Origin of the sequence: Streptomyces sp. NPDC127106, from assembly GCF_042677605.1 — a bacterium.
GTDB lineage: Bacteria > Actinomycetota > Actinomycetes > Streptomycetales > Streptomycetaceae > Streptomyces.
Map to the genome: position 1 here is coordinate 238,420 of NZ_JBHXTC010000002.1, position 24,248 is coordinate 262,667.

The following is a 24,248-nucleotide window of genomic DNA, read 5'->3' on the forward strand; positions in this document are numbered from 1 at the left end:
GACGGGGAAGATCCCGGCGCCCGCCCCAGTTAGTAGAACCGTGAACGATTTCGCGCGGGAGACGACGAGCGCCGACTCTGCCGGCGGGGACGGCGGCACCGAGGTCGACGTGGTGGTCGTGGGCGCCGGGCAGGCGGGCCTGTCCAGCGCCTACCACCTGGCGCGGGCGGGCATCGGCCACGTGGTCCTGGACCACGCGCCCCGCCCGGGCGGCGCCTGGCAGTTCCGCTGGCCCTCGCTGACGTACGGCAAGGTGCACGGCATGCACGCGCTGCCCGGCATGGAGCTCGTGGACGCCGACCCGTCGCGCCCGTCTTCGGCGGTGATCGGTGAGTACTTCACCGCGTACGAGCGTCGGTTCGGCCTGGACGTGCGCCGCCCCGTGCACGTGGCGGCCGTCCGGGAGGGCGCTGGCGGGCGGCTGGGGGTGGAGTCCTCGGCGGGCGTCTGGTCGGCGCGGGCACTGATCAACGCGACCGGCACCTGGGACCGGCCGTTCTGGCCCCGCTACCCGGGTCAGGAGTCCTTCCGGGGACGTCAGCTGCACACGGCGGACTACCCGGGGCCGCAGGCGTTCGCCGGGGCCCGGGTGGTCGTCGTGGGCGGCGGCACCTCGGCCGTGCAGCACCTGCTGGAGATCGCACGGGTGGCGGCCGCGACGACCTGGGTGACGCGCCGGCCCCCGGTGTTCCGCGACGGGTCCTTCGGGGAGGCGGAGGGCCGGGCGGCGGTGGCCCTGGTCGATGCGCGGGTACGGCAGGGGCTGCCGCCGCAGAGCGTGGTCAGCGTGACCGGGCTGCCGCTGAACGAGGGCGTGCGGGACGGGATCGCCTCGGGCGTGCTGGACCGCCGGCCCGTGTTCGACCGGGTGACGCCGACGGGTGTGGCCTGGGCGGACGGGGAGCAGGTGGAGGCCGACGTGATCCTGTGGGCCACGGGGTTCCGGGCGGCCGTCGACCATCTGGCCCCGCTGCGGCTGCGGGAACCGGGCGGCGGGATCCGCCTCGACGGCACCCGCGCGGTCCGCGACGAGCGGGTCCACCTGGTCGGATACGGCCCGTCGGCGTCGACGATCGGCGCCAACCGGGCGGGCGGTGCGGCGGTCCGGGAGATCCGCCGCCTGCTGGGCCGCGGCGCGCAGGACGACGCCGCGGACTTGCGGGACAAGGACTCCAGGGACGCGGACTCCCGGGACGCGGACTCCCGGGACGCCGCCGCGCGGGAGGCCCTCGAACCGGCCGGGGCCTGAGGGGCCGACGGGCCGGGGCGGGCAGGGGCGGGCAGGGGCCCTGCCGTGCGGGCCCGACCGTGCGGCTCGACCGTACGGGGCCTACCGGACCGGGCCAGCAGCCGCGGCCGCTGCGGCGCGGGCCCGGTTGAAGTCCGCGACGTGCCGCTTGTGCTCCTCGTAGGTCGCCGAGAAGCGGGTGTCCCCCGGCTTGACGGTGACGAAGTACAGCCAGTCGCCGGGCGTCGGCGCCACGGCCGCCGCCATGGCCTGGAGCCCGGGGCTGTCGATCGGCGTCGGCGGCAGTCCCTGGCGGCGGTAGGTGTTGAAGGGGTGGTCGATGCGCGTGTCGCTGATCTTGGTGTCCACCGTGCGGCGGTTCAGCGCGTAGTTGATGGTGGAGTCCATCTGCAGCGGCATCGACCGCGCCAGCCTGTTGTGCACGACACGGGCGACCTTGCCCATGTCGGTGCGGGTGTCGGCCTCGGCTTCGACGATGCTGGCGAGGGTGGCCGTCTGGTACGGGGTCATCCCGTGGGCCTTGGCGCCGTCGGCGACGACGCGCGTACCGAGCTTCGCGTTGGCCGTCCGCACCATGTACGCGAGCAGCTCGGCGGCCGTGGTCCGGGAGGTCACCGGGTACGAGGCCGGGAACAGGAAGCCCTCCGGGTTGCCCTTTGCCTCCGCGGGCAGGGCCAGTTGGGCCGTGACGGCCGCCGCTTTCGCAGAGCCGGCCGGGAGCTTCAGCTCGCGGTCGATGGCCGCGTAGACCTGGGGGGCGCGCCATCCTTCGGGGATGACCAGCGCGCGCGGCTGCTCGGGGGGCTCCTCTTCCTCGTCCCGTAGCAGCGGTCCGAGGGTGACGGCCGTCCCGATCACGAGCAGCATGCCGAGGAAGAGCGCCAGACGGCCCCGGCGCGTGAGCCGGTGACGACGCCGTGGCGGCCGGTACTCATGACGCATGCGGGCACGCTACCCCGCGAAACGTCGCATTCCCGACATCACGCCCCTATATACGTCATACGATCACACGTTCCGCTGTGGGCGGGTGGGCTTGGGCGGCCTCCCGGTCCCGCTGGACCAGGGCGGCGTACCGGCCGCCGAGCGCCAGCAGTTCCTCGTGCGTGCCGCGTTCGGCTATGCGGCCCTGATCCAGGACGACGATCTGGTCGGCGTCGCGGATGGTCGAGAGCCGGTGCGCGATGGTGATCGTGGTGCGCCCTGCGGAGAGCGTGTCGATGGCCTGCTGCACGGCGTGCTCGGTCCGGGTGTCGAGGGCGCTGGTGGCCTCGTCGAGGATCAGTACCGGCGGGTCGCGCAGGATGGTGCGGGCGATGGCCAGGCGCTGCTTCTCACCGCCGGAGAAGCGGTAGCCGCGCTCGCCGACGAGGGTGTCGTACCCGTCGGGCAGGGATGCGATGTGGTCGTGGATCTGGGCGGCGCGAGCCGCGTCGGCGATCTCCTCGTCGGTGGCGTCGGGTTTGGCGAAGCGCAGGTTGTCCGCGACCGAGGCGTGGAAGAGGTAGGTCTCCTGGGAGACCACGCCGATGGACCGGGCGAGCGAGTCGAAGTCGAGGTCGCGTACGTCCACCCCGTCGAGGGCGACCCGTCCGCCGGTGACGTCGTACAGCCGGGGCACCAGGTAGCTGAGGGTGCTCTTGCCGGAGCCGGTCGGGCCGACGACGGCGAGGGAGCCGCCGGCGGGGACGGTGATGTCGATGCCCGTCAGGGTGGGCCCGCTCTCGGCGTCGTACGCGAAGTGCACGTCCTCCAGGCGGATCTCGCCCGTGGCCCGCTCCAGACGCACGGGGTCCCTGCGCTCGGTGATGTCCACCGGCAGGTCGAGGTACTCGAAGATGCGCGCGAACAGCGCGAGGGAGGTTTGGATCTGCACGCCGGTCGACAGCAGGCTCACGGCCGGCCGGAACAGGCCCTGCTGGAGCGTGACGAAGGCGACGAGCGTGCCGACGGAGAGGGACGGGGCGCCGGACTGCAGGGCGATGCCGGCGGCCCAGTAGATGAGCGCCGGCATGGCGGCCATGACGATGCCTATCGTGGACATCCGCCAGCGCCCGGCCATGCTGGAGCGCACTTCGAGGGCGACGAGCTTCTCGGACTCCTCGGCGAAGGAGCGGGTGAGCGAGTCGGCGCGGCCCATCGTCCGGCCGAGCAGGATGCCGCTCACCGACAGCGACTCGGTGACCGTCGCGGCCATCGCCGCCATCTGCTTCTGCCGCTGGAAGGTGATCTTCCTGCGCTCGCGGCCCACCCTCTGGCTGATCCACACGAAGAGGGGCAGCAGGAGCAGCGAGACCACCGTGAGCCGCCAGTCGAGCACCAGCATGGCCAGCACGGAGGCGACGACGGCCGTGAGGTTGGAGACGAGCGAGGTCGCGGTGGTGGTCACGGTGGCCTGCATGCCGCCGATGTCGTTGGCTATCCGGGACTGCACCTCACCGGTGCGGGTGCGGGTGAAGAAGGCCAGGGGCATCCGCTGGAGCTGGGCGTAGACGGCTGCGCGCAGGTCGTGCATGACGCGCTGGCCGACCGTGGTGGAGATCAGGGTCTGCAGGACGCCGAAGACGCTGGTCACGATGGCGATGAGGATCATCCCAAGCGCGAGCACGCTGAGCAGCCCGGTGCGCCCCTCGGGGATGGCGACGTCCAGGATCTCCTTGAGCAGGAACGGCGAGGCGATGCCGACCAGCGAGGACGCGCAGACGAGGAGACCCACTACGGCCAGCCGGCCGCGATAGGGGCGGAAGAGGCCCATGATCCGGCGCAGTTCGCGCGGCCGCTCCCCGGGGCCGGGGCGGCGGGGGTCGAGGGATTCCTTCGATGGCGTCCAATTCGGTTCTTCGGAGCGCATGGGCCTCCTTATGACGGGACTCGGACTCCCGACGACTCAGGCGAGCATAGCTCATTGTTACCTATACTCACAATGAGTCGGGTCCTGCTACTGTTCCCAGTATGAGCACCGCTCCCGAGACCGACAGCACAGACGGCGTGCTCGCCGAGCAGCTGCTGCGGCTGACCCGACGGCTCCACCGGATCCAGAAGCGCCATCTGGAGCCGCTGGGCATCACTCCCGCCCAGAGCAGGCTGCTGCGCCTGGTCTCGTACTCCGATGGTGAACAGCCACCCCGGATGGCGGATCTCGCCGCCCGCCTGGAGGTCGTGCCCCGCGCCGTGACGACCCTGGTGGACGGGCTGGAAGCGGCCGGGTGCGTGCGCCGCGCCCCCGACCCGGCCAACCGGCGCGTCATACGGATCGAGCTCACCGACACGGGACGCGAAACGCTGCGGCGGCTGCGCAGCGCGCGAACCGACGCCGCAGAGGAGATCCTGGCTCCGTTGGGCGCCGAGCAGCGGGACCTGCTCGGCGGCCTGCTGGCCGCCCTCACGGACGCCCCGGAGGGGCGCCGCTGCTGACGGGCCGAGGAGCGAGGGGTCGCACATGCCGCTGCTGGAACCGAAGCCCGGGGCCCTGCGCCCGCACGGCATCGGCGGCCCCGCCCCCGACCGCCTGCCCGAGTGGCGCGCCGGCGGCACCCCCGAGCCGCTGCGCGGCGAGCTGACGGAGCTGCTCGGCACCGAGAAGGTGCTGTGGAAGGCCTCCGACCTGGTCCGCTACGCCTCCGACGCCTCCCCCTACCGCTTCGTGCCGCAGGTGGTGGTGGTCGCGGAGGACATCGACGACGTCTCCGCGCTCCTGTCGTACGCCCACGGGCACGGCCGCGAGGTCGTCTTCCGGGCCGCCGGGACCTCGCTCAACGGCCAGGCCCAGGGCGAGGACATCCTCGTCGACGTACGCCGCCACTGGACCGGCATCGAGGTCCTGGACGGCGGGCTCCGGGCCCGGATCCGCCCGGGCACCACCGTGGCTCGGGCCAATGCCGCCCTCGCCCGGCACGGCCGCGTCCTCGGCCCCGACCCGGCCAGCGCCATCGCCTGCACCCTCGGTGGGGTCGTCGCCAACAACTCCTCCGGCATGACGGCGGGGACCACGAGGAACGCGTACCGGACCCTGTCCTCCCTGACGTTCGTGCTGCCCGGCGGCACCGTCGTGGACACCGCCGACCCGTTGGCCGACGAGGAGCTGTCCCGCGCCGAGCCCGCCCTCTGCCGCGGCCTCATGGAGATCAAACGGCAGATCGAGGCCGACCCGGAGCTCGTCGCCCGGATCCGGGCCAAGTACGCGATCAAGAACACCACCGGCTACCGCCTCGACGCCTACCTCGACGGCGCCACCCCCGTCGAGATCCTGCGCGGGCTGATGGTCGGCTCCGAGGGCACCCTCGGCTTCCTCGCCGAGCTGGTCTTCGACACCCTTCCCCTGGACCGCAGGGTCTCCGGCGCGCTGCTCTTCTTCCCCTCGCTGCCCGCCGCGGCGGCCGCCGTGCCGCTGTTCAACGAGGCGGGCGCCCTCGCCGTCGAGGTGATGGACGGCAACACCCTGCGCGCCTCCGTCAGCGTCGCGGGAGTCCCCGGTGACTGGGCCCGCCTACCGAAGGACACCACCGCCCTGCTGGTGGAGTTCCGCGCCCCGGACGAGACGGGTCTGGCGGAGTACGAGGAGCACGCCGCCGGCGTGCTGGCCCGGCTGGAGCTGGTGGCGCCGGTGCCCTCCGTCGCCAACGCCTTCACCCGGGACCCGCGGACCCTCCACGGCTACTGGACGGCGCGCAAGGCCTTCGTCACCGCCGTCGGCGGGGCCCGCGCCCCCGGCACCACCCTGATCACCGAGGACTTCGCCGTCCCGCCGGCACGGCTGGCGGAGGCCTGCGAGGCACTGCTGGCGCTCCAGGCCGAGCACGGCTTCGACGCCGCCGTCGCCGGTCACGCCGCCCACGGCAACCTGCACTTCCTACTCGCTTTCGATGCCGCCCGGCCGGCCGACGTGGCGCGCTACGCGGCCTTCATGGACGCGTTCTGCCGGCTCACGGTGGAGCGGTTCGACGGCTCGCTGAAGGCCGAGCACTCCACGGGCCGCAACATGGCCCCCTTCCTGGAGCTGGAGTGGGGGCCCGAGGCCACGGAACTGATGTGGCGCACCAAGCGGCTCGTCGACCCGGAGGGGCTGCTCGCCCCGCGGATCCTCCTCGACCGCGACCCGCAGGCCCATCTGCGCGGCCTGAAGACGATCCCGCGGGTCGAGGCGGTGGCCGACCCGTGCATCGAGTGCGGGTTCTGCGAACCGACCTGCCCCAGCAAGGACCTGACGACCACGCCCCGTCAGCGCATCGTGCTGCGCCGGGAGATGGTGCGCCAGCAGCCGGCCTCCCGGGTGCTGGACGAGCTGCTCGACTCCTACGGGTACGACGCCGTGGACACCTGCGCCGGCGACTCCACCTGCATGCTCGCCTGCCCGGTCGGCATCGACACGGGCGCGTTGATGAAGGACTTCCGCCACCGCCGGCACGGTCCGCGCGAGGAGTGGGCGGCTGAACTGGCCGCCCGGCGGTTCACGGCCGTCGAGGGCGCCGCGCGGCTGGCCGTGGCCGCCGCCGGCACCGTCTCCGGCATCGCCGGGGACCGGCTCCTGGAGGCGGTCACGGGGGCCGCGCGCAGGGCCCTGCGCCCCGACCTCGTGCCGCAGTGGCTGCCGCGGCTCCCCGGCGCCGCCGCCCGCGGGCTCCCCCCGACCCGGCGGGTCGGGGCGGCGGCCGTCTACTACCCGGCCTGCATCAACCGGATCTTCGGCGGGCCGCGGGGCGAGCCCGGGTCCAGCCTGCCCGAGGCCGTGGTGACCGTGTCGGAGCGGGCCGGGAAGCCGTTGTGGATCCCGCCCGACGTGGCCGGCACCTGCTGCGCGACCATCTGGCATTCCAAGGGCTACGACGCCGGGAACCGGGTGATGGCCAACCGGATCGTGGAGGCGGCCTGGGGCTGGACCGCGGGCGGGCGGCTCCCGCTCGTGGTCGACGCCTCGTCCTGCGCGCTGGGCATCGCGCGCGAGGTGGTCCCCTACCTGACCGACGACAACCGCGCGCTGCACGCGGAACTGACGGTCGTCGACTCCGTCGTCTGGGCGGCGCAGGAGCTGCTGCCGCGCCTGGCCGTGCGGCGCACCACCGGCTCCGCGGTCCTCCACCCCACCTGCTCGATGCGGCACGTGGGCACGGAGGGGGCGCTGCGGGCGGTGGCCGAGGCCTGCGCGCAGGAGGTGGTGGTTCCGGCCGACGCGGGCTGCTGCGCCTTCGCGGGCGACCGGGGGATGCTGCACCCGGAGCTGGCGGCCTCGGCGACGGCGCGCGAGGCGGCAGAGGTGACCGAACGCGAGTTCGACGCGTACCTGTCGGCGAACCGGATGTGCGAGGTGGGGATGGAACGGGCCACCGGCCGCCCCTACCACTCCGCCCTGGTCGAGCTGGAGCGCGCCACGCGTCCCTGACCCGGTGCGCGGCAGCGGCGACGATGCGGCAACCCGCAGCGTCACGCCGTGGCCAACGCAAAATCGATTGCCCGGCGACGGTCGGGAGGGCGAACCTTGCACGGTCCGGACATCTCGACCAGCCATGGGGCGTCATGCAGATCAGCGACCTTCCGCATCCGGACCCCGGGGTACCCGACGTCCGCTCGGGCCCCCGCTTCCTGCTGTGGCTCGGGCGCAGGCAACTCGGCGGCCAGGCCCGGAGCCTGTGCTGGGGCCTGGTGCACTTCTGCGGGATCGCCGGGCTCCCGTACGCGGTCGGCGCGGGTGTCGAAGCGGTCGTCGACCGCGACGGCACCCGGCTGCTGCTGGTCGGCGGGCTGCTGGTGCTGATCGGGATCGCCACCTCGGTCGGCGACACCATGCTCCACCGCACCGCCGTCACCAACTGGATCACCGCTGCGGCGCGCGTGCAGCAGCTCCTGGCCCGCAAGACCGCCGAACTCGGCTCCGCCCTGACCCGCCGGGTCGCAGCGGGAGAGGTCGTGGCGGTCTCCACGGGCGACGTGGAGAAGATCGGCTGGTTCGTGGAGGCGGTCTCCCGCTTCCTCGCCGCCGCCTTCGCCGTCGTCGCCATCTGCGTCGGTCTGCTGCTCTACGCGCCGGCGATCGGGATCGTCGTCGCCGTCGGCGTCCCCGTGCTCGCCCTGTCCGTGCTGCCGCTGCTCCCGCGCGCCACCCGGCGGGCCGACGTGCAGCGGGAGAAGGCCGGCCGCGCCACCGAGCTGGCGTCCGACACCGTGGCGGGCCTGCGGGTGCTGCGCGGCATCGGCGGCGAGGAGCTGTTCCTGGGCCGCTACCGGGAGGCCTCGCAGCAGGTCCGCGAGGCGGCCGTGCACAGCGCCCGGATGTGGGCGCTGATCTCGGCGATCCAGGTGCTGCTGCCGGGCGTGCTGCTGATCACGGTCGTCTGGTACGGCTCGGAGCTCGTCCTGGGCGGCCGGCTGACGGTCGGCGAACTCGTCGCGGCCTTCAGCGCGGTGGCCACGATGCTCTACCCTCTGCGGCACTTCGAGGAGATCGCCATGGCGTACTCCTTCTCGCGCCCGTCCGCCCAGCGGGCCGCCCGGGTGCTGTCGCTGACGCGTACGGAGGCCCCCGCACGACCGGAGTCCACGGCCCCGCTCGGGGCACCGGAGCCGGGCGGGGACCTGTACGACCCGGTGACCGGGCTGCTCGCCCCGGCGGGCCGGCTCACGGCGGTGGTGTGCGGGGACCCGGACCTGGCGGGCCGGCTCGCCGAACGCCTCGGCGGCCACCCCGCGGACGGCGGCGAAGAGGGCGACGCCGAGAACGGCAGCGACTCCGACTCCGGGTCCGAGGCCGGGGCCGAGGCCGCCGGCCGAGCCTCGGTGCTGCTGGGCGGGGTCCCGCTGGACGGCCTTCCGCTGGACACCGCGCGCGCCCTGGTCCTCGTCCAGGACAAGGACCCGGTGCTGCTGTCCGGGACGCTGCGCGAGCTGTTCGCCGTGCCGTCGTCCGGGCAGGTCGAACCGGCCGCCGCGCTGGCCGCCGCCCAGTGCGGCGACGTCCTCGACGCGCTGCTGCAGTCGGCCCCGGACGGGGTCGCGGACCCGATGGACGCCCGGATCACCGAACGCGGTCGGTCCCTGTCCGGCGGCCAGCGCCAGCGCCTGGCACTGGCGCGGTCCCTCGCCACCGACCCGGAGGTGCTGGTGCTGGACGAGCCGACCTCGGCGGTCGACTCGCACACCGAGGCACGGATCGCGGACGGCATCGGTGCGCTGCGGTCCGGCCGGACCACCGTGGTCCTGGCCTCGTCGCCGCTGCTGCTGGACCGCGCCGACCACGTGGTGCTGGTCCACGAGGGGGCGGTCGCGGCCTCCGGAACGCACCGCGAACTGCTCCACGGCGAGCCGCGCTACCGGGCGGTCGTCACCCGGGAGACCGACGAGGAGCAGCGGCTCGCCCGCCTGGAACTGGCACAGCTGGCAGAGGAACTCACAGAGATCGAGGAAACCGCATGATCGGCGTGGCGCCGCCGGAGTACGACCCGGCAGCCCCCGAAACGGCCGCCACCCTGCCCGTGGGCAGCTCGGCAACCGTACGGGGATACGTGCGCGGTCTGCTGCGGCGGCACCGGCGGGCCTTCGCGGTCCTGGTCACGGTCAACGCGGTCGCGGTGATCGCCTCCATGGTAGGCCCGTACCTGCTGGGCCGGGTGGTGGACCAGCTCTCGGCCGGGGCGCGCGAGCTCCATCTGGAGCGTGTGGCCGTGGTGTTCGCGCTGGCGCTCGCCGTCCAGACGCTGTTCGTCCGGCTGGTCCGGCTGCGCGGGGCCGTGCTCGGCGAGCGGATGCTGGCCGACCTGCGCGAGGACTTCCTGGTGCGTTCGGTGGGCCTGCCGCCGGGCGTGCTGGAACGGGCCGGCACCGGCGACCTGCTGTCGCGGATCACGACCGACGTCGACCGGCTGGCCAACGCGATGCGCGAGGCCGTGCCGCAACTGGCCATCGGCGTCGTGTGGGTGGGGCTGCTCTTCGGGGCGCTCGCCGTGACCGCGCCACCACTGGCGCTCGCCGCGCTGGTGGCGCTGCCGGTACTGGTGATCGGTTGCCGCTGGTACTTCCGGCGGGCCCCGTCGGCGTACCGATCGGAGGCTGCCGGCTACGCGGCGGTCTCGGCCGCGCTCACCGAGACGGTGGACGCGGGCCGGACCGTCGAGGCGCACCGCCTCGGCCCGGCCCGGATCAGGCTGTCGGAGCGCCGGATCAAGGAGTGGACGGCGTGGGAGCGGTACACCCTGTTCCTGCGCACGGTCCTGTTCCCCGTCATCAACGTCACCTTCCTGACGATCCTCGGCTCGGTTCTGCTGATCGGCGGCTTCTGCGTGCTCCAGGGCTGGCTGTCGGTGGGACAGCTGACCACGGGGGCGCTGCTCGCGCAGATGATGGTCGATCCGATCGGCCTGATCCTGCGCTGGTACGACGAGCTGCAGATCGCGCAGGTGTCGCTGGCCCGCCTGGTGGGCGTCCGGGAGATCGAGCCGGACGCGGGCGATGCCGGCGTCGTCCCGGAGGGGCGCGACGTGCGCGCCGACGAGGTCCGCTTCGGCTACCGGGAGGGCGTGGACGTCCTGCACGAGGTGTCGATGTCCGTGCCGCCGGGGACCCGCATGGCGCTCGTCGGCCCCTCGGGCGCGGGCAAGTCCACGCTGGGCCGGCTGCTGGCGGGCATCTACGCGCCGCGCGCGGGCGAGGTGACCCTCGGCGGGGCGCAGCTGTCGCGGATGCCGGCGGAGCGGGTGCGCGCACAGGTGGCCCTGGTCAACCAGGAGCACCACGTGTTCGTGGGCTCGCTGCGGGACAACCTGCGGCTCGCGCGGACGGGGGCGCAGGACGCCGAACTGTGGGCCGCGCTCGGCGCGGTGGACGCCGACGGTTGGGCCCGGGCCCTGGAGTCCGGGCTGGACACGGAGGTGGGCTCGGGCGGCACGGCGCTGACCCCGGCGCAGGCCCAGCAGATCGCACTGGCCCGGCTGGTGCTGGCGGATCCGCACACACTGGTGCTGGACGAGGCCACCTCGCTGCTGGACCCGCGCGCCGCACGGCACTTGGAGCGTTCGCTGGCGCGCGTGCTGGACGGGCGTACGGTCATCGCGATCGCGCACCGGCTGCACACGGCGCACGACGCGGACGTCATCGCGGTGGTCGAGGACGGCCGGATCAGCGAGCTGGGCTCGCACGACGAGCTGGTCGCCGCCGACGGGGCGTACGCGGCCCTGTGGCGGTCCTGGCACGGCTGAGCCGGGCGCCGGGGGCCGGGTCCGGGCGAAATTCGCTTCGGCCCCGGTGCGGGCTTCCCCTACGGTGGCGCGGTGACCATTCGGGTGATCGTGTTGAACGGCGGATCCAGTGCGGGCAAGTCGGGGATCGTGCGGTGCCTCCAAGCGGTGCTGCCGGATCCGTGGCTCGCCGCCCCGATCGACTCGCTGATCGAGGCCATGCCCGCCTCCCTGCAGGAGTCGGCGTCGGGGTTCGACGTGGCCGCCGACGGCGTGGTGAGCATCGGGGCGGAGTTCCGGACGCTGGAAGCGGCGTGGCGGGATGGGGTCGCCGCGATGGTGCGGGCGGGCGCCCGGGTCATCGTCGACGACGTCTTCCTCGGCGGGGCGGAGTCCCAGCAGCGGTGGCAGCGGGCGCTCGGCCCGCTGGACGTGCTGTGGGTCGGCGTCAGGTGCGCGAGCGAGGTCGCCGCGGGCCGTGAGGTCGCCCGCGGGGACCGGACCCCGGGGATGGCCGCGTCCCAGGCGGACCTGGTCCACCGGGGCGTGGTCTACGACCTGGAGGTGGACACCACGCACACCGAGTCCTTGGAGTGTGCGCGGGCCATCGCCACCCGGCTCGGGCAGTCCTAGAGGAAGCCGAGGGCCGAGGCCCCGCCGACGCCGCCGAGCAGCATGAACGCGGGCATGAGGACCTTGAGCTCCACCCAGCTGCCCGCCCGGAAGCGCATCCCCTTCGGCGGGCCGACGGGGTACCAGCGCTTCCCTGCGATGGGGAGCGGCCACAGGATCGGGCAGCCGGAGACCGTGAGGGCGTCCCCGACGTCGTGGACGAGGGCGCCGAGCAGGATCGGCAGGCCCAGCCAGACGTACTCCTGGCCGGGGCCGAAGAGCCAGTCGGCGCCGTTGCCGGGCTGGTCGAGGACGCCGGCCAGGATCCAGGCGCTGGTGGCGCCGAGCAGCCAGACGAGGACGTCGCTGGACATCCGCGCCGCCCGCCACAGCAGGCCCTCCACGGCCAGGACGAGGTGGACGAAGAGCAGGGCGAGCACGCCCCAACGGTCGGCGGTGACCGCCACCACGGAGGAGCCCGCGCCGATCAGGACGGCCCACAGCCAGGTGTGCGTCAGGGTGCGGTGGCCGCCGGAGCGGCGGGCGTCCTTCGGGGCACGGGTGGCCTTGTAGACGGCGTAGGACAGCTTGTCGACCACCTCGCACAGGCCCCGGGACAGCGGGCCGAAGGCGCGGGAGATCGTCGCCGACTTGTGGTCGAGGTCGGGGGCGAGGGCCGCGCCCGCGCAGATCAGGGCGCCGACGACGAGGACCGGCCAGGGCATCGGATGCCCGGCGGCCGCTGCCGCCGCGCCCACCCCCAGCCAGGCCGCCGCCCCGGACAATGAGTGCGCCGGACCCATCATGCTCGTCTTCCCGCCCCGGTGTGTGCTGGTCGGGCCCTGCCGACGGTGTCGTCCGGCCCCGGTCAACGGCACAGCGTACCCGTGGTGATCTTCATTCCGTCGGCCGGTTCCCTCATCCGGGCGGAAGCCAGGCAAGATGGGGGGTGTGACCCTCATTGATCAGCTCCCGCCGAACGCCGACCCCGACGCGCTCTTCGAGGCCTTCTCCTCGTGGGCGGAGGACCAGGGCATCACCCTGTACCCGGCCCAGGAGGAGGCGCTGATCGAGGTCGTCTCCGGGGCGAACGTGATCCTGTCCACTCCGACGGGCTCCGGGAAGAGCCTCGTCGCGGCCGGCGCGCACTTCACCGCCCTGGCCCAGGACAAGGTCACCTTCTACACCGCCCCGATCAAGGCGCTGGTGTCGGAGAAGTTCTTCGACCTGTGCAAGCTGTTCGGCACGGAGAACGTCGGCATGCTGACCGGCGACGCCTCGGTGAACGCCGACGCCCCGGTGATCTGCTGTACCGCCGAGGTGCTGGCCTCCATCGCCCTGCGCGACGGCAAGTACGCCGACATCGGCCAGGTCGTGATGGACGAGTTCCACTTCTATGCCGAGCAGGACCGCGGCTGGGCCTGGCAGATCCCGCTGCTGGAGCTCCCGCAGGCCCAGTTCATCCTGATGTCGGCGACCCTCGGCGACGTGTCGAAGTTCGAGAAGGACCTCACCCGGCGGACCGGCCGCCCGACGTCGGTGGTGCGGTCCGCGACCCGGCCCGTCCCGCTGTCGTACGAGTACGTCACGACGCCGATCACCGACACGATCACCGAGCTGCTGGAGACCAAGCAGTCGCCGGTGTACATCGTGCACTTCACCCAGGCCCAGGCGGTCGAGCGGGCGCAGTCGCTGATGAGCATCAACATGTGCTCGCGCGAGGAGAAGGACAAGATCGCCGAGCTGATCGGCAACTTCCGCTTCACCACGAAGTTCGGGCAGAACCTGTCCCGCTACGTGCGGCACGGCATCGGCGTGCACCACGCCGGCATGCTGCCCAAGTACCGGCGCCTGGTGGAGAAGCTGGCGCAGGCCGGCCTGCTGAAGGTGATCTGCGGCACCGACACCCTCGGTGTCGGCGTCAACGTCCCCATCCGCACCGTGCTGTTCACGGCGCTCACGAAGTACGACGGCAACCGGGTCCGCACGCTGCGCGCCCGCGAGTTCCACCAGATCGCCGGCCGGGCCGGCCGGGCCGGCTTCGACACGGCGGGCTTCGTCGTCGCCCAGGCGCCCGAGCACGTCATCGAGAACGAGCGGGCCCTCGCGAAGGCCGGCGACGACCCGAAGAAGCGCCGCAAGGTGGTCCGCAAGAAGGCCCCGGAGGGCTTCGTCGCCTGGTCGGACAGCACCTTCGAGAAGCTCATCGCCGCCGAGCCGGAACCCCTCACCTCCCGGTTCAAGGTCACCAACATCATGCTGCTGTCGGTCATCGCTCGGCCGGGCAATGCCTTCCAGGCGATGCGCAGCCTCCTGGAGGACAACCACGAGCCGCGCAAGGCCCAGCTGAAGCACATCCGGCGCGCCATCGCCATCTACCGCTCGCTGCTGGACGGCGGGGTGGTCGAGCAGCTCGACACCCCGGACGCGGAGGGCCGCACGATCCGGCTGACCGTCGACCTCCAGCAGGACTTCGCACTGAACCAACCGCTGTCGACCTTCGCGCTGGCAGCGTTCGACCTGCTGGACCCGGACTCCCCCTCCTACGCGCTGGACATGGTCTCCGTCGTGGAGTCCACGCTGGACGACCCGCGGCAGATCCTGGCCGCCCAGCAGAACAAGGAGCGGGGCGCCGCGGTCGCCGCGATGAAGGCCGACGGGGTCGAATACGAGGAGCGGATGGAGCGGCTCCAGGACGTCACCTATCCCAAGCCCCTTGAAGAGCTCCTGCACCACGCCTACAACGTGTACCGCAAGAGCCACCCGTGGGTCGGCGACCACCCGGTCTCCCCGAAGTCGATCATCCGCGACATGTATGAACGCGCGATGACCTTCACCGAGTTCACGGCCTTCTACGAGCTCGCCCGCACCGAGGGCATCGTGCTGCGCTATCTGGCGAGCGCGTACAAGGCGCTGGACCACACCATCCCCGACGACCTGAAGTCCGAGGACCTCCAGGACCTCATCGCCTGGCTGGGCGAGCTGGTCCGCCAGGTCGACTCCAGCCTGCTCGACGAGTGGGAGCAGTTGGCGAACCCGGAGGTGGAGACGGCGGAGGAGGCCCAGGACAAGGCCGACCAGGTCAAGCCGGTCACCTCGAACGCGCGCGCCTTCCGCGTCCTGGTCCGCAACGCCATGTTCCGCCGGGTGGAGCTGGCGGCGCTGGACCGCATCGACGAGCTGGGCGAGCTGGACGGCGAGTCCGGCTGGGACGCCGATGCCTGGGGCGAGGCCATGGACGCGTACTGGGACGAGTACGACGACCTGGGCACCGGCCCCGACGCCCGCGGCCCGAAGCTGCTCCAGATCGAGGAGGACCCGGCGCACGGTCTGTGGCGCGTCCGCCAGACCTTCGCGGACCCGAACGGGGACCATGGCTGGGGCATCAGCGCCGAGGTCGACCTGGCCGCCTCCGACGAGGAGGGCCGGGCCGTCCTCCGGCTGACCTCGGTCGGCGAACTCGGCGCGCTCTGACTCCCCCGGACCGGGTCCGGGGGAACCGGAACCGCCTCCCCCGGACCCGGTCCGGGGGGACACCGGCCCTTCCGCGGCCGGCCCCGCCGGCGACGACAGTGGAGAACCTCTGATGACGAACCCCGCCGAGAGACTGGTCGACCTGCTGGACCTGGAGCAGATCGAGGTCAACATCTTCCGCGGTGCCAGCCCCCAGGAGTCCCTCCAACGGGTCTTCGGCGGGCAGGTGGCCGGCCAGGCCCTGGTGGCCGCGGGCCGGACCGTCGAGAGTGACCGGCCGGTCCACTCCCTGCACGCGTACTTCCTGCGCCCCGGCATCCCCGGGGTGCCGATCGTGTACCAGGTGGAGCGGGTGCGCGACGGGCGGTCCTTCACCACGCGCCGCGTCACCGCGGTCCAGCGAGGCAAGACGATCTTCAATCTGACCGCCTCCTTCCACCATCCCGAGGAGGGCAGCATCGAGCACCAGCTGCCTCCCCGCCTCGATTTCCCCCACCCGGACACCCTCCCGAAGGTCGCGGACGAAATCCGCGAGCACTTGGGTGCGTTGCCCGAGGCGCTGGAGCGGATGGCCCGCCGCCAGCCGTTCGACATCCGGTACGTGGACCGGCTCCGCTGGACCCCGCAGGAGCTGCGGGACTCCGATCCGCGCAGCGCCGTGTGGATGCGGGCGGTCGGCCCCCTGGGCGACGACCCGTTCGTGCACACCTGCGCCCTCACCTACGCCAGTGACATGACCCTCCTCGACGCCGTGCGCATCCCCGTGGAGCCCCTGTGGGGCATGCGCGGTTTCGACATGGCCTCGCTGGACCACGCCATGTGGTTCCACCGGCCGTTCCGGGCGGACGAGTGGTTCCTGTACGACCAGGAGTCGCCCATCGCGCACGGCGGCCGCGGCCTGGCCCGCGGCCGGATCTACGACCTGGAGGGCAGGCTGCTGGTCTCCGTGGTCCAGGAAGGCCTCTTCCGCCCGTACCCGTCCTTGCAGGCCCGGCCGTCCGCGCCGGCCGAACCGACCCCGAAGAGCTGAGCACCCCCATGTCCGACCAGGTCCTCCCCTGCCCCTGCGGGCTGCCCGCTTCCTACGCGGAGTGCTGCGGCCGCTTCCACTGCGGTGACCGGCAGGCTCCCACCGCCGAACTGCTGATGCGCTCCCGGTTCAGCGCCTTCGCCGTCGGCGACACGGCCTACCTGATGCGCTCCTGGCATCCGGACACCCGCCCCGGCAGGCTCGACCTGGACCCCGAGCAGCGCTGGGTGCGGCTGGAGATCCTCGGCGTCGAGCGCGGCGGGATGTTCGAGACGGAGGGCTCAGTGGAGTTCCGGGCGCACTACCGCGAAGGAGGGCACGCCGGTTCCCTGCACGAGAACAGCGCCTTCGCCCGGGAGGACGGGGCCTGGGTCTACGTCGGCCCCCTCTCCCCCGTCGACTTCAGCTGACCGCGCGCCCCGGCCAGGGTGAAGTCCAGGCTGGTGCGGAACCAGTGGACCTCGTCGGGAGACTCCGCCCGCAGCAGCCGCTGGGCCACGGCCGCGGCAGCCGGGATCTGCGGGTGCCCGTACGGCGGGGGCGGGGCGAGGGCGGCGAGTACGATCCGCTCCGCCGGGTCGGGCACGGCCTGCCGGACCTCCTCCTCCGGGAGCACGGAGGCCAGTACGGCCGCCCGCTCCCAGGGGTCGGCGGTCCGTTCCAGCAGCAGCCCCACGTGTCGGTCGCGCCACGCACGCGGCCGCAGGTCCGCGCCGGCCGCCATCAGCTGCCGGTCCGCCTCGGGTGCACCGCCGCACAGCAGCTCCGGGTCCCGGGCGGTGAACTCCCTTAATTCCGCGGCCAGGTAGATCCACACCACGGCCCGGTACCGGTTGATGCGGTAGCCGACGGGGGCGATGCGCCCGCAGCGGGCGAGCCGGATGAACCGGCTCGGCCCGATGCCCAGCAGCCGCCCGGCGGCACCCGACCCGGCGACGGTCTCGACCCGGGCGCGCAGGGCGTCCGGGAACCCTTCGACCGACCTGACGCGGTCCAGCTCCGCCCGCGCGTACCGGGCGGCTCCGCCGGGAGCGGGCCTCCCCGCCCGCACGATGCCCAGTTGGACCGCGCGGGCGAACTCGCTGCGGCTCAACCCCAGTTCCTCGGCTGCCCGAGCGGCGGCCACTGCACCGCCCGGCTCTGCACCCGGCTCTGCACCCGGCCCGGCGGCGCCCCCGGTCGACACCCCGGCCCTCACTGCCCCGGTCCCGGCCCCGACCCGTGTCACGAGCTTCATGACGATCCCCCTCACGCACCAGCACGATTACTCTGCGTGAAGACCGTAAGTCGGAGCGACGACACCCGGCCAGGCCTGTGGATAACTCCCGCACCGACCGCGCGGCCCTCCCCCGGCCCCGGCGGCCCCTCAGCCCCCGGTGATCCGCCGCTCCGCCACGCCCAGGTGCTCTCCCACCCGGTTGACCAGCAGCGTCATCTCGTACGCCACCTGGCCGATGTCCGCCTCGGCCCCGCTCAGCACACACAGCGAACTGCCCGAGCCCGCCGCCATCACGAACAGCGCGCCGTCGTCGTACTCGACCATCGTCTGCCGCACCTCGCCGGCCCGAAAGTGCCGGCCCGACCCCTTCGCCAGGCTCTGCAACCCCGCCGCCACCGCCGCCAGATGCTCCGCGTCCTCCCGCGCCAGTCCCGCGCTCGCGCCCGTGACCAGCCCGTCGTTGGACAGCACCACCGCGTGCCGGACCTGCTGGACCCTGCGCGACAGGTCGTCCAGCAGCCAGTCGAGCTGCTTGTCCAGTGCCATTTCGAGCCCCTCCCCGTTGCGCCGCCGCCGTGGCCGCGCCGCACCCCGCTTGGTAAGTTCCGCAAGCCTTCCCCACCAGGGGCTTTCCGGCAAGGAGGAAGCGCCCTCGGCATGGAAGATGACTGAAGAGTCCCGCAGGCCGGTTCACGCCGGCCCGGCCTGCACCCCCACCGACTCCAGCAGCCGCGCGGTGTGCACCCGCCCTGCGTACTCAACGAGCCTGATCAGCACTTCCTTCCCCGAATCCCGGTCGCGCGCGTCGCACAGCACGACGGGTGTCCCCGACTCCAGGTCGAGCGCCCGGGCCACCTCGTGCGTGCCGTAGCGCCGGGCGTCGGCGAAGCAGTTGACGGCCACGACGAACGGAATGCGCCGGTGCTCGAAGTAGTCCACCGCCGGGAAGCAGTCCTCCAGCCGCCGCGTGTCGGCGAGCACCACCGCACCCAGCGCACCCGTCGACAGCTCGTCCCACGCGAACCAGAACCGGTCCTGCCCCGGAGTACCGAACAGGTAGAGGGAAAGCCCGGAGCGGATGGTGATCCGCCCGAAGTCCATGGCCACGGTCGTGGTCCTCTTGTGCGCCACCCCGCCCGTGTCGTCGACCAGTTCGCCCGCCTCGCTGAGCCGTTCCTCCGTCCGCAGCGGACGGATCTCGCTGACCGCTCCGACGAGCGTGGTCTTGCCCGCCCCGAACCCGCCCGACACGAGTATCTTCAGCGCGAGCGCCGCCAGCTCGCCGTCGTCCTCCGGCCCCGGGACCGGGTCGTGTCCGCCGCCGGGCCCGCCCGGCAGGTCGTGGTGTCGTCCCATCACAGCGCTCGCAATCCCTCGATGACTTCCCGCAGAATCCGCTCGTCCGGCAGCGTGGCGGGCGGCACCGGCCGGCTGACGCGGACGTGCCCGGCCTCCAACAGGTCCCCGAGCAGCACCCGGACCACGCCCACGGGCAGGTCCGCGTCCGCCGCGAGCTCCGCCACCGACTGGGTCTCGGAACGGCAGAGCCCCAGCAGGGCCCGGTGTTCGGGGCCGAGCAGGGACTCGCCGGCCGGATCCACCCCGTCGGCGTCCACCACGACCAGCGCGATCAGGTCGAAGCGGACGCCGTGCGGCCCCGGCTTCGTACGCCCGCCCGTCACGGCGTACGGGCGGACGAGCGGGCCCGCGTCCGCGTCGTACCACTGGCCGTCCATGTGCCGGACCGCCGCCTTCAGCCCGCGGCCGGCGGCCGTGCCGCGAACCGGGGCGGCGCGTACAGGTGCTCCCCGACCCGCTTGACGAGCCGGGCCATTTCGTAGGCGATCAGCCCGATGTCGGCGCCGGCCGCACTCAGCACGGTCAGACAGGACCCGTCCCCGGCCGCCGCGACGAAGAGGAACCCCTCGTCCAGCTCCACCATCGTCTGACGCACGCCCCCGACGCGGAAGTGCCGGCCCGCGCCCTTGGCGAGGCTGTGGAATCCGGAGGCCACGGCCGCCAGGTGTTCCGCGTCCTCCCGGCTGAGCGCGCTGGAGGCCCCCACCGGCAGCCCGTCGTTGGACAGGACCACGGCGTGCCTGACCTCCCGGACGCGAACCACCAGCTCGTCCAACAGCCAGTCCAGTTCGCCGGTCGTGCGGCTCCCACCGCCGCCGAACCTCGGGTGTTCGATCATCACACTTCTCCTTCACTTCCTGGGTGGGTGGAGTTCTCCTGGGCGCCGCGGGCCCAGCCGGCCCGGTACGCCGCCATCCGGTCGCGCGCCTGCTCCGGGCTGCGCCCCGACTCGTCGGCCGGCGGCCGTGCGGCCGCAGCGGACTCCGGGGCCTCGCGGGCGGCAGCCTCGCGCAGCTGCGGAACCAGGCTCGCCTGGCGTACGCGGCGCGGCAGTTCGGCGTCCTGGGCCTCGGCGGCACCGGCACGGGGCGACCTGGGCACGGGGAGCGGAGCCGGGGCGGGGGTCAGGGCGGGGGTCGGGGCGGGGGTCGGGGCGGGGGTCGGGGCGGGGGTCGGGGCGGGGGTCGGGCGGGTCGCAGCGGCTGCGGGGGCGGCTACCGGCTCGGGTTCCGGTGCGGCCTCGGGCGTGGGCACCGGTGCGGACGGGGGCGGCGTCCGGGGTGCGGGCTCCTGCGCCGCCGCCCCGGCCGCCGGGGCCTGCGTACGGGAGCCCGCGCCGCCGCGCGGTCGCAGCGGGGACACCGCGGCCGGCTGCGACTCTGTGCGTACGGGGCCCCGGTCCGCGGCCGCGACACCGGGCGCTGCCTCCCTGGCCGGGGCTGCAGGGCCGGTCCGGGAGGCGCCCTCGCTCCCGCTGCCGGCGTCGGTCCGCGGCTCGGGGGTCGGCGCGGCGGTCGGGCCGGAGCCCGCCGCGACCGCCCCTTGCAGCAGGGACTTCGGCAGGAACACCACGGCGGTGGTGCCGCCGTACGGCGACGGACGCAGGTGCACCTTCACCCCGTGCCGGGCCGAGAGGCGGCTGACCACGAAGAGCCCGAGCCGATCGCTGTCGAAGAGGTCCAGGGCCTCGGACTCCACGATGCGGCGGTTGGCCTCCGTCAGGCTGTCGCGGCCCATGCCGAGTCCGCGGTCCTCGACCTCGAGGACGTACCCGGCGCCCACGGGCTCCCCGCTGACCCGGACCTTGGTGTGGGGAGGCGAGAACTGGGCGGCGTTCTCGATGAGTTCGGCCAGCAGGTGGGTGAGGTCGGCGACCGCTGCGCCGATGACGGCGGCCTCCGCGATCCGGCCGACCTCGACGCGCGGGTAGTCCTCGATCTCGGATACGGCGGCCCGGACCACGTTCGTCAGCGGGACCGGCGTCCGCCATGCCCGCCCCGGGGTGGCGCCCGACAGGATGATCAAGCTCTCCGCATGCCGGCGCATCCGGGTCGTGAGGTGGTCGAGGCGGAAGAGGTCACCGAGCTCGCCGGGATCGTCCGCGCGCCGCTCCATCGAGTCGAGCAGGCTGAGCTGCTTGTGCACCAGGACCTGGCTGCGGCGGGCCAGGTTGACGAAGACCCCGCTGATCCCGCCGGCGAGTTCGGCGCGATCGACGGCGGCGCCCAGCGCGGCCCGGTGGACGGTGGCCAGCGCCTCGCCGACCTGGGTGATCTCGTCCTCGGCGGCGGGTCCCGGCGGGGCCTCGGCCTGGACGTCGATGGTCTCGCCGGCCCGGAGCCGGTGCATGGCGTGCGGGAGCTTGCGGTGGGCGATGTCCAGGGCGGTGTCGCGCAGCGAGACGAGTTCCACGACGAGGCCGCGGCCGATGCGGACGGAGATGACGAGCGAGGCGGCGACGGCGGCGAGGCCCAGCAGGACCGCGGCGCCGGCACCACCGATGAGGCCCTCGACCAGGGGGTCGCTGCGGTCGGCCACGGCGTGGGCGGCGGTCTCGATCTCCCGCATCGAGCTGCTGACGCTCGTGTACGCGGCCTCCCAGCCGGCGGCCGCTGCGCGGGCGTCCTTGGTCGTTCCGGCGGTCAGCACCCGGTCCTCGGCGCCGGTGAGGTCGGCGTAGGCCGCGCTCTTGGCGACCGCCTGCCAGGCGTCCCGCTGGGTGGCGGGCAGGTCGTCGGCGGAGCTCGCGGTGAGCGTGCGGCGGGTTTCGATCGCGCCGGTGAGGCGCCGGAGCGATTCGGTGCTGCGCTGGCCCGGCAGGGAGATCAACGCGTCCTCACGGGACAGGAGTTCCCCGGCTCGGGCGAATTCGAGCAGGACGCGGGCCTCGGGGCCGAATTCGGACTGTTCGCCGCCGGAGAGGGTGCCGGTGACGGCGAAGGCGCTGTCGACCACGCGCGTGTACGTCTCGTACGCCGCGTCGGGGGTGCTGCGGCGGTCGTTGATGTCCCTGCGGGCGGGGCCGAGGCCCTCGGCGGCGGCGACGAAGGCGCCGAGGCGGACGACGAGCTCGGTGCGCTGGTCGCCGGACTCGGCGACGGTGTGGCGGTCGCCCAGCCGGAGCCGGCGGACCGCGTCGTCGGTGCGCCGCCGCTGTTTGTCCAGCTCGGCGGCGCGGTCGGGGACGGGGTCGGCCAGGAAGCGGACGGCGGCACGGCGCTCGGCCTGCAGTTCGGTGACCGCGGCCGCGACGGGGGTGCGTATCTGGGTGTCGATGCGCTGGGCGCGGCCGAGCCGGGCGATGTCCTGGGCGGTGCCCACGGTGGCGAAGCCCCAGAGGGCGAGCAGCGAGACCACCGGGACCATGAGCAGAGAGACGATCTTCGCGCGGACGGTCGCGGGGCGCAGCCGCGGCCGCCGCCGGCCCGGGTGCGGGCGGGTGGCGCCACCGTCGGCACCGGCACCGGCACCGGCCGGGTCGGCTGGTGCCGGCCCGTGCCCTGGTCCCGGCTCCGGTTCGTCGGCGGGCGCTCCTGCGTGGGCCCGGCGGCCGCGTGCCGGGGGTGCGGGCAGTTGCTGCTCCGCTGGTTCCGGTCGTCTGCGGGGTGTACGCATGGGCTCCTCGTCGGGGGTACGGGCGTGCGGGCGTGCGGGGGTGCGGGGGGGGGAGGAGGGGGTCAGTGGGCGGTCGCGGCGGAGACGGCTCCGGAGGCGCCCCGCTCACCGGTGGTCGGCGAGAGCGCGACGAACGCCGAGGTGAGGAAGAGGTACGAGCCGAGCCCGACGGCGAGCGGGAAGACGAACTGCACGGCGGTGGCGCCCGGCAGGGCCTGCTCCGAGGGGGTGACGCGGACGGCGACGGCCATCATCCCGGTGTAGTGCATGCTGCTGACGGCGGCGCCCATGACGAGCGAGGCGACGGCGACGGCCGCGGGCGACTCGATGTGCAGCGCGGCCCACAGGGCGGCCGTGGCGGCGACTACGGCGACCGCGACCGACAGCGCGACCGTGAGCGGGTCGTACGAGATCGTGCCGTGCAGTCGCAGGGCGGCCATGCCCAGGTAGTGCATGCTGGCGACGCCCAGGCCGGTGGTCAGGCCGCCGAGGAGCAGGGACCGCCTGCTCTGCCTGCCGTAGCCGACGGCGAAGACGCCGCACCCGACGACCACGATCGCGACGGCCAGGCTGAGCACGGTCAGCGGCACGTGGTAGTGGATCTCGGTCCCGGTGACGTGGAAGCCGAGCATCGCGACGAAGTGCATCGTCCAGATGCCGGTGCCGATGGCCGAGGCGGCGGTGAGGAGCCAGTTGCGCCGGGAAGAACCGGTGGTGGCGAGGGCGCGGACGGTGCACCGCAGCCCCAGGGCGGCACCCATGGATGCCATCACATATGACAGGACGGGCGTCAGCCAGCCGTACGCCGCATGGTCGAGGTGTCCCATGGCCCCGGGACGCTAGTCCGGGTGAGGGGGCGAACAAGGGACGCATTTCGAAAGCCACTGGAACTGCTGGAATATGACAGAGCTACGTTCATCTCCGATCACAGCTCGTGCCACCTTGCCCACGGTCCGCACGCGCGGGACCATGGGGGACGATGTGCCCATGACGGATGACCGCTCGACGCACACGGACGTGGCACACGTACAGGGGTTCTTCGGAACGCGCGCCGCCGGCTGGGACGCCAAGTTCCCCGACGACGGGCCCGCCTTCGCCCGGGCCGTGGCCGCCTTCGGGTTGCGGCCCGGGGACCGCGTCCTCGACGCGGGCTGCGGCACGGGGCGGGCGCTGACCGCGCTACGGGCCGCTGTCGGACCGTCCGGCACCGTGCTCGGCGCGGACGTCACCCCGCAGATGCTGGCCGCCGCGCAGCGGGCCGGGCGGGACGCCGAGGGCACCCTGCTGCTCGCGGACGTGGCCCGGCTGCCGCTGCGCGACGCGGCCCTCGACGCGGTGTTCGCCTCGGGGCTCGTCGCGCACCTGCCGGACCCGGCGGCGAACCTGCGGGAGCTGGCCCGCGTCGTCCGCCCCGGGGGCGGGCTCGCGCTGTTTCACCCGATCGGGCGGGGGGCGGCGGGGGCCCGGCCCCGCGGCGCGGGGTGCGCGCCCCGCCCGCGGGCCGCGCGGAACCGCGGCCCCCCGGCGGCCCCG

20 protein-coding genes are annotated in these 24,248 nt (G+C 73.7%); 10 read left to right on the top strand and 10 right to left on the bottom strand.

What is annotated here, in order from left to right; genetic code table 11:
* Positions 1 to 40 precede the first annotated feature (40 nt).
* The gene (locus ACFVGY_RS03750) at positions 41 to 1,249 is read left to right on the top strand and encodes an FAD-dependent oxidoreductase (RefSeq protein ID WP_385670408.1); all 1,209 of its coding nucleotides are present in this window, start codon (positions 41 to 43) and stop codon (positions 1,247 to 1,249) included.
* Between the two features lie 81 nt (positions 1,250 to 1,330).
* On the opposite strand, the gene mltG is transcribed toward ACFVGY_RS03750, so the two are convergent.
* Together mltG and ACFVGY_RS03760 are read right to left on the bottom strand one after the other, a co-directional pair.
* Positions 1,331 to 2,191 (bottom strand): endolytic transglycosylase MltG, encoded by an 861-nt coding sequence (mltG, locus tag ACFVGY_RS03755; protein WP_385670411.1) that lies wholly within the window; start codon positions 2,189 to 2,191, stop codon positions 1,331 to 1,333.
* Positions 2,192 to 2,246: 55 nt separating this feature from the next.
* Entirely contained in the window at positions 2,247 to 4,097 is a 1,851-nt protein-coding gene (locus ACFVGY_RS03760; RefSeq protein ID WP_385670414.1) for an ABC transporter ATP-binding protein, read from the bottom strand.
* 101 nt (positions 4,098 to 4,198) lie between these two features.
* On the opposite strand from ACFVGY_RS03760, the gene ACFVGY_RS03765 reads away from it, so the two are divergent.
* The 5 genes from ACFVGY_RS03765 to cpt all read left to right on the top strand — a co-directional run bounded on the left by ACFVGY_RS03765 (position 4,199) and on the right by cpt (position 12,039).
* A complete protein-coding gene (locus tag ACFVGY_RS03765; protein WP_385670417.1) occupies positions 4,199 to 4,660 on the top strand; it encodes a MarR family winged helix-turn-helix transcriptional regulator in 462 nt (153 codons plus the stop codon).
* Between the two features lie 25 nt (positions 4,661 to 4,685).
* Positions 4,686 to 7,622, top strand: coding sequence for an FAD-binding and (Fe-S)-binding domain-containing protein (locus tag ACFVGY_RS03770; protein ID WP_385670420.1), 2,937 nt, complete (start codon positions 4,686 to 4,688; stop codon positions 7,620 to 7,622).
* A gap of 134 nt (positions 7,623 to 7,756) precedes the next feature.
* Positions 7,757 to 9,649, top strand: coding sequence for an ABC transporter transmembrane domain-containing protein (locus ACFVGY_RS03775; RefSeq protein WP_385670423.1), 1,893 nt, complete (start codon positions 7,757 to 7,759; stop codon positions 9,647 to 9,649).
* Positions 9,646 to 11,427: an ABC transporter ATP-binding protein gene (locus ACFVGY_RS03780; RefSeq protein ID WP_385670426.1), complete on the top strand. Its 1,782-nt coding sequence runs from the start codon at positions 9,646 to 9,648 to the stop codon at positions 11,425 to 11,427. The genes ACFVGY_RS03775 and ACFVGY_RS03780 overlap by 4 nt, the downstream gene beginning before the upstream one ends.
* 72 nt (positions 11,428 to 11,499) lie before the next feature.
* Positions 11,500 to 12,039 (top strand): chloramphenicol phosphotransferase CPT, encoded by a 540-nt coding sequence (gene cpt / locus ACFVGY_RS03785; RefSeq protein ID WP_385670429.1) that lies wholly within the window; start codon positions 11,500 to 11,502, stop codon positions 12,037 to 12,039.
* Here cpt and ACFVGY_RS03790 read toward each other — a convergent pair.
* Positions 12,036 to 12,824 carry a metal-dependent hydrolase gene (locus ACFVGY_RS03790; protein WP_385670432.1) on the bottom strand — a complete coding sequence of 263 codons (789 nt, stop codon included), beginning with the start codon at positions 12,822 to 12,824 and terminating at the stop codon, positions 12,036 to 12,038. The genes cpt and ACFVGY_RS03790 overlap by 4 nt on opposite strands.
* 145 nt (positions 12,825 to 12,969) lie before the next feature.
* Between ACFVGY_RS03790 and ACFVGY_RS03795 the strand changes: the two genes are divergently transcribed.
* The 3 genes from ACFVGY_RS03795 to ACFVGY_RS03805 all read left to right on the top strand — a co-directional run bounded on the left by ACFVGY_RS03795 (position 12,970) and on the right by ACFVGY_RS03805 (position 16,932).
* Entirely contained in the window at positions 12,970 to 15,492 is a 2,523-nt protein-coding gene (locus ACFVGY_RS03795; RefSeq protein WP_385670435.1) for a DEAD/DEAH box helicase, read from the top strand.
* A gap of 112 nt (positions 15,493 to 15,604) precedes the next feature.
* Complete coding sequence (locus tag ACFVGY_RS03800) at positions 15,605 to 16,522, top strand: acyl-CoA thioesterase (protein ID WP_385670438.1); 918 nt, start codon at positions 15,605 to 15,607, stop codon at positions 16,520 to 16,522.
* 8 nt (positions 16,523 to 16,530) lie between these two features.
* Entirely contained in the window at positions 16,531 to 16,932 is a 402-nt protein-coding gene (locus ACFVGY_RS03805; RefSeq protein ID WP_385670441.1) for a YchJ family protein, read from the top strand.
* Here the strand turns inward: ACFVGY_RS03805 and ACFVGY_RS03810 are convergent.
* The 7 genes from ACFVGY_RS03810 to ACFVGY_RS03840 all read right to left on the bottom strand — a co-directional run bounded on the left by ACFVGY_RS03810 (position 16,896) and on the right by ACFVGY_RS03840 (position 23,542).
* The gene (locus ACFVGY_RS03810; protein WP_385670444.1) at positions 16,896 to 17,615 is read right to left on the bottom strand and encodes a DUF6397 family protein; all 720 of its coding nucleotides are present in this window, start codon (positions 17,613 to 17,615) and stop codon (positions 16,896 to 16,898) included. The two genes, ACFVGY_RS03805 and ACFVGY_RS03810, sit on opposite strands and share 37 nt — an antisense overlap.
* A gap of 273 nt (positions 17,616 to 17,888) precedes the next feature.
* The gene (locus ACFVGY_RS03815) at positions 17,889 to 18,287 is read right to left on the bottom strand and encodes a roadblock/LC7 domain-containing protein (protein ID WP_179177397.1); all 399 of its coding nucleotides are present in this window, start codon (positions 18,285 to 18,287) and stop codon (positions 17,889 to 17,891) included.
* 144 nt (positions 18,288 to 18,431) lie between these two features.
* Entirely contained in the window at positions 18,432 to 19,097 is a 666-nt protein-coding gene (locus ACFVGY_RS03820) for an ATP/GTP-binding protein (RefSeq protein ID WP_385670447.1), read from the bottom strand.
* Positions 19,097 to 19,477, bottom strand: a complete 381-nt coding sequence (locus ACFVGY_RS03825; RefSeq protein ID WP_385670450.1) for a DUF742 domain-containing protein — start codon at positions 19,475 to 19,477, stop codon at positions 19,097 to 19,099. The genes ACFVGY_RS03820 and ACFVGY_RS03825 overlap by 1 nt, the downstream gene beginning before the upstream one ends.
* 17 nt (positions 19,478 to 19,494) lie before the next feature.
* The gene (locus tag ACFVGY_RS03830; protein WP_385670453.1) at positions 19,495 to 19,938 is read right to left on the bottom strand and encodes a roadblock/LC7 domain-containing protein; all 444 of its coding nucleotides are present in this window, start codon (positions 19,936 to 19,938) and stop codon (positions 19,495 to 19,497) included.
* Positions 19,938 to 22,715, bottom strand: a complete 2,778-nt coding sequence (locus ACFVGY_RS03835) for a nitrate- and nitrite sensing domain-containing protein (RefSeq protein ID WP_385670456.1) — start codon at positions 22,713 to 22,715, stop codon at positions 19,938 to 19,940. The genes ACFVGY_RS03830 and ACFVGY_RS03835 overlap by 1 nt, the downstream gene beginning before the upstream one ends.
* Before the next feature lie 62 nt (positions 22,716 to 22,777).
* Positions 22,778 to 23,542, bottom strand: coding sequence for an MHYT domain-containing protein (locus tag ACFVGY_RS03840; RefSeq protein WP_385670459.1), 765 nt, complete (start codon positions 23,540 to 23,542; stop codon positions 22,778 to 22,780).
* A gap of 160 nt (positions 23,543 to 23,702) precedes the next feature.
* On the opposite strand from ACFVGY_RS03840, the gene ACFVGY_RS03845 reads away from it, so the two are divergent.
* Positions 23,703 to 24,248 (top strand): class I SAM-dependent methyltransferase (locus ACFVGY_RS03845; RefSeq protein ID WP_385670462.1); only part of this gene is annotated, 546 nt, incomplete at its 3' end.